Genomic DNA, 5,627 nt, shown 5'->3' on the forward strand with positions numbered 1-5,627 from the left:
AGGGCAATGCGAGAACGAGTGAAACGTTATATTCTTCCAGAAAAAAGAAAACGGCCCAAAAGTAGGACCGTTCGAATTTCAAAAACTCGGTACACCATTAAGTCAAAACATGCTTAACTGAATGGTGTTAGCTATTTTAGCGGCTTTTGAGTTTAATTATTTACAATTAACGCTTGGAAAATACCAGAGAGTCGTCATTTGCATCAATAACGATCACGCAACCTGGTAAGTAGTCTCCATTGAGTAGCTTTTGTGCCAGCGGGTTTTCAATCGTTTGTTGAATAGCACGCTTAAGCGGACGTGCACCGTACACAGGATCAAACCCACTTTCTGCAATTCGCTCAAGAGCAGCATCGCTTATTTCAAGCAGATATCCCATCTCAGTTAAACGCTCACGTAATTTCATTAACTGAATATCAGCTATTTCTTTTATATGCTCGTTTGCTAACGGGTGGAACACGACAGTCTCGTCTATACGGTTAATAAATTCAGGCCTAAACTCATTAATTAATACTTCCATTACTTTAGCTTTAAGGGTCGTGTAATCATTATTACCCGCTTGCTCTTGGATAATATCTGAGCCTAGATTTGAGGTCATGATAATAACGGTATTTTTAAAATCAACGGTTCTACCCTGCCCGTCAGTTAATCGGCCATCATCTAATACTTGCAGTAAAATATTAAACACATCAGGATGCGCCTTTTCTATTTCATCAAGCAATATCACTGAGTAAGGTTTACGACGAACAGCTTCTGTTAAATAACCGCCCTCTTCGTAACCCACGTAACCTGGAGGAGCCCCTACTAGACGTGCGACTGAATGTTTTTCCATAAACTCAGACATGTCGATACGCACCATGGCATCTTCGGTATCAAACATAAAACCAGCCAGTGCTTTTGTCAGCTCGGTTTTACCCACACCAGTTGGACCTAAAAATAAGAAAGAACCAATAGGACGATTAGGATCTGCAAGCCCGGCACGTGAGCGTCGTATTGCGTTAGAAACAGCAACAACCGCTTCATCTTGCCCTATTACTTTACTGTGTAACTTATCTTCCATTTGCAGCAGCTTTTCACGCTCACCTAGTAGCATTCTTGCAACAGGAATTCCTGTCCAGCGAGACAGTATTTCAGCAATTTCATCCTCACCTACTTGGTTTTTAAGCAGGGTCATTTCTTGCATTTCGGCTTGTGAGGCTAAATCAAGTTTTCGTTCAAGTTCTGGAATTCGCCCATATTGCAGCTCTGACATACGCTGTAAATCACTTGCTCTTCGCGCTACATCTAAATCTAATCTTGCTTGTTCAAGCTCGGCTTTAATTACTTGCGTGCCTTGAAGTGATGCTTTTTCAGCATTCCATATCTCGTCTAGCTCACGATATTGCCCATCAAGGTCGGTGATCAACTCTTGCATTTCAGCTCGGCGTTTTTGACTTGCTTCGTCTTTTTCTTTCGCTAGCGCATTATCTTCTAACTTTAGCTGGATGATACGGCGTTCAAGCTTGTCTAACGATTCTGGTTTGGAGTCAATTTGTAATCGAATTGAAGAACCCGCTTCATCTATTAAATCAATCGCTTTATCGGGTAACTGACGGTCACTAATGTAACGATGAGATAACTGCGCCGCAGCAACAATCGCGGGGTCAGTAATTTCTACTGAATGATGTAACTCATATCGCTCTTTTAAGCCACGTAATATTGCAATGGTATCTTCAACAGATGGCTCTTCAATAAGTACCTTTTGGAATCGACGCTCAAGAGCTGCGTCTTTTTCTATATATTTACGGTATTCATCAAGCGTGGTTGCGCCAACACAGTGTAATTCACCGCGTGCTAATGCTGGCTTTAACATATTGCCTGCATCCATGGCACCGTCACTTTTTCCTGCACCTACAATAGTATGTATTTCATCAATAAATAAAATGACTTGGCCTTCTTCTTTAGCCAATTCGTTTAATACTGATTTTAAACGTTCTTCAAATTCGCCACGGTATTTAGCACCTGCAACTAACGCCCCTAAATCAAGTGATAGTACGCGTTTATTTTTTAATCCTTCAGGTACTTCACCATTAATAATACGCTGTGCTAACCCCTCGGCAATTGCTGTTTTACCAACACCTGGTTCACCGATTAATACAGGGTTATTTTTAGTGCGGCGTTGTAGTACCTGAATCGTGCGGCGAATTTCGTCATCGCGACCAATAACGGGGTCAAGCTTACCTTGCTCTGCTCGCTCAGTTAGATCAATCGTGAATTTTTCAAGCGCTTGACGTGTTTCTTCGGCATTTGGGTCATCAACTTTTTGACCGCCGCGAATCGCTTTAATTGCAGTTTCAATTTTAGTCGAGGTAATATTTAACGACCTAAATATATCGCCAAGTGGACCTTTATCATCGCATGCCGCCAGTACAAATAATTCACTTGAAATATATTTGTCTTTGCGTTTTTGCGCGTACTTATCACATAGATTAATAAGTGATGCCATATTGTTTGATAGCTGGACGTCGCCACCTACACCTTCTACTTTAAATAATTTTTCTATTTCTTGTGAAAGCTTGGTGTTGAGTTCGTCAGCGCTGACACCCGTTTGTGCAAATAATGCACGTACACTAGAGCCACTTTGCTTTAGCAATGAATACATTAAATGTACGGGTTCAATAAATTGATGATCGCGACCAAGGGCTAGCGATTGCGCATCAGAAAGCGCAGATTGAAATTTACTTGTAAATCTATCTAAACGCATGGTGTTACCTATTAAATAATCTAATTGCTTAATTAATGGGTATGTTTAGGTATTTGTTCAAGGTGTAGGGGGAAATATAATGATTAAAGATGTGAATTACTTGCGCCAGATCAAACTAGCCATACGTCCAGTTTGTCCATCTCGTCGATAAGAAAAAAATAAGTCACTTTGAGAGACTGTGCAGTAGTCGCCACCCGTAATATTTTTAACGCCTTGCTGGGTAAGTAAAGTACGCGCAATACCATAGATATCAGCAAGATATTTACCATTAGTTTGTAGTGTAAATGCTTGAATAAATAAAGGGGACCTTTTTTGAAATAACTCAAACACTTCAGCCCCAACCTCAAATCGAGTTGGCCCAATTGCAGGCCCTAGCCACGCATTTATATTTTCACACTTTGAGCTAAAACATTCCAAAGTATTTTTAATAATTCCCTGCTCAAGCCCTCGCCAGCCGCCATGTATAGCTGCAACTTCCTTTTCATCATCACTCACTAATAAAATAGGTAAACAATCGGCGGTCATTATAGCCAAAGGCTGATTTAATAACTGAGTATAAAGCGCATCAGCATCGTGTAACTCATCAAAATCAAAATATTCATCAACAATAACAACATTAGAGCTATGAATTTGATTTAGCCACACGGCAGGTTTAGGTAGGAGATTTGTTAATAATGAGCGGTTTTTTGATACATGATTTTGATTATCACCAACATGGAATCCCAAATTAAAACTTTTAAATGGGATTTTTGAAACACCACCTCCACAAGTAGTACTTAACGTTCCTACTTTATGAAGGTTTTGCCATGTCGCTGACAATAAGTGCATTATCTATCGATATCAGGATTAGCTTTGGTATCTTCACGTAATGCGAGTGTCATAGCAACCATATCGTCTGGGATAGGTGCTTGCCATGTCATCATTTCACCCGTAATTGGATGCGCAATACTCAATTTTACAGCATGTAGTGCTTGGCGTCTAAAGCTACGAAGTAACTCAAATAACTCAGGTGTTGCACCTTTAGGTGGACGCGGACGGCCGCCATAAGATTGATCGCCAATTAGCGGATGATTTAAATGTGCCATGTGCACGCGAATTTGATGCGTACGACCTGTTTCTAAGCGCAGGCGTAAACGAGTATGAGCACGGAATTTTTCAGCAACACGGTAATGTGTAATTGCCGGTTTACCCAGTTCATGTACTGCCATATGCGTACGCTGAGTCGGATGGCGGCCAATTGCTTTTTCAACCATACCACCTGCGGTCATAGTACCATTACACAGTGCTTCATATTCACGCGTAAAGTTTTCACGCTTTTGCAGCGCTGTCACTAAATGCGTTTGTGCTGGAATCGTTTTAGCTACAACCATTAAACCGGTCGTGTCTTTATCTAAACGATGCACAATACCCGCGCGTGGTACGTTAATTATTTCAGGGTAGTAATGTAGTAATGCGTTTAGCACTGTTCCATTAGGATTACCCGCACCGGGGTGAACCACTAGGCCCATTGGTTTATTAATTACCAAAATATCATCGTCTTCATAAACAATGTTTAATTTGATATCTTGTGCTTCGTATTCGCGTGGTGCTTCAATTGTTGTTTCAACACTTACAACTTCACCACCTAGTAGCTTTTCGCGTGGAGTGTTGAAAATTTCACCGTCTACGGTGATTTTATCATCCAATATCCACGTTTTTATACGAGAACGTGAATAATCAGGGAACAATTGTGCTAATACTTGGTCTAGACGTTTACCACCTAATTCGGTTGGAACGTCGGCTTGAAGAGAAATTTGCTCTGACATTAGTAACTTTACCCAATTTACCAGTGCAAGCTTTGCTCGACTGGGTTAGAATCGCTTTTAATAAAAGCATAATATAATACGCATAGTTTACTCGGTTTTACCGACTTGGCCTAGCCGAAGACATCGAAGGTAACAAATAAAATGATAAATAAAATAGGGAAACGTGCATTTGCCATTGTTTTTTCAGTTTCTGTACTTAGTTTAGGCGCTTGTTCGTCTGCTCCAGACCAAGAAGACATTCAACGTGTACCGAATAAGTCTGCACACGCTTTATATGAAGATGCAAAAGAAACACTAGATTCTGGTTTATATGCTCGCGCAATTGAACTTTTGAGTGCAATAGATTCTCGCTACCCGTTTGGCCCATTCTCTAAACAAGTACAAATGGACTTAGTGTATGCACATTACCAATCAGGTAATACTGAACAAGCACTTGCAACCATTGACCGCTTTATTCGCTTAAATCCAAACCATAAAGACCTAGATTACATGTATTACATGCGTGGTTTAGTAAACATTAAAGCAGATAAAAATGCGTTCCAAGAGTACTTTGGTGTAGATAGAGCTGATAGAGATGCAAACCGTACACGTGTTGCATTTACCGATTTATCGACACTAGTAAAACGCTTTCCGAAAAGTGATTACGCGCCTGAAGCTAAGCGTCGTTTAGTATGGCTTTTAAATCGTATGGCACGTTATGAATTAAAAGTAGCCACTTACTATTATGAGCGTGAAGCTTATTTAGCTGCTGCTAATAGAGGTAAGTTTGTTGTTGAGCACTACTCACAAAGCAGTTACTTGGATCCCGCGCTTGAAATGATGGAAAAAAGTTACGACCAATTAGGTTTAACTGAGCTTAGTGAGCACGCAAAGCAAACACGAAGACTAAATAAAAGAACTAAATAAACAAAAAGGCGCTTAGTAAGCTGTCTCTTATACACAAATCTCTGCTAAGAAATTAGCGGGGATTTTTTTGAACTAAATCTCAATGTCATGATCAGATCTTCAAATCTTGTTTGAGGGCACATTATGATTAACGAACATACTCATTGGGCAAAACAACAATTCGGTAAATCGGA

At 40.3% G+C, this 5,627-nt stretch carries 4 protein-coding genes; 1 reads left to right on the forward strand and 3 read right to left on the reverse strand.

Going from position 1 to position 5,627, the window contains the following annotated elements:
- Window positions 1-166 precede the first annotated feature (166 nt).
- The 3 genes from clpB to rluD form a co-directional block, all read right to left on the reverse strand.
- A complete protein-coding gene (clpB, locus tag I6F66_RS20235; protein WP_197209648.1) occupies window positions 167-2,743 on the reverse strand; it encodes an ATP-dependent chaperone ClpB in 2,577 nt (858 codons plus the stop codon).
- 96 nt (window positions 2,744-2,839) lie between these two features.
- Complete coding sequence (pgeF, locus tag I6F66_RS20240; RefSeq protein ID WP_165729576.1) at window positions 2,840-3,571, reverse strand: peptidoglycan editing factor PgeF; 732 nt, start codon at window positions 3,569-3,571, stop codon at window positions 2,840-2,842.
- Window positions 3,571-4,548, reverse strand: coding sequence for a 23S rRNA pseudouridine(1911/1915/1917) synthase RluD (rluD, locus tag I6F66_RS20245; protein ID WP_007581384.1), 978 nt, complete (start codon window positions 4,546-4,548; stop codon window positions 3,571-3,573). Before rluD ends, pgeF begins: the two co-directional genes overlap by 1 nt.
- 141 nt (window positions 4,549-4,689) lie before the next feature.
- Here rluD and I6F66_RS20250 point away from each other — a divergent pair, with 141 nt between their 5' ends.
- Window positions 4,690-5,454: an outer membrane protein assembly factor BamD gene (locus I6F66_RS20250; protein WP_007581382.1), complete on the forward strand. Its 765-nt coding sequence runs from the start codon at window positions 4,690-4,692 to the stop codon at window positions 5,452-5,454.
- Window positions 5,455-5,627: the final 173 nt, after the last annotated feature.

It is taken from the genome of Pseudoalteromonas sp. NZS100_1, assembly GCF_015864285.1.
In the GTDB taxonomy this organism is placed as follows: Bacteria; Pseudomonadota; Gammaproteobacteria; order Enterobacterales; family Alteromonadaceae; genus Pseudoalteromonas; species Pseudoalteromonas arctica.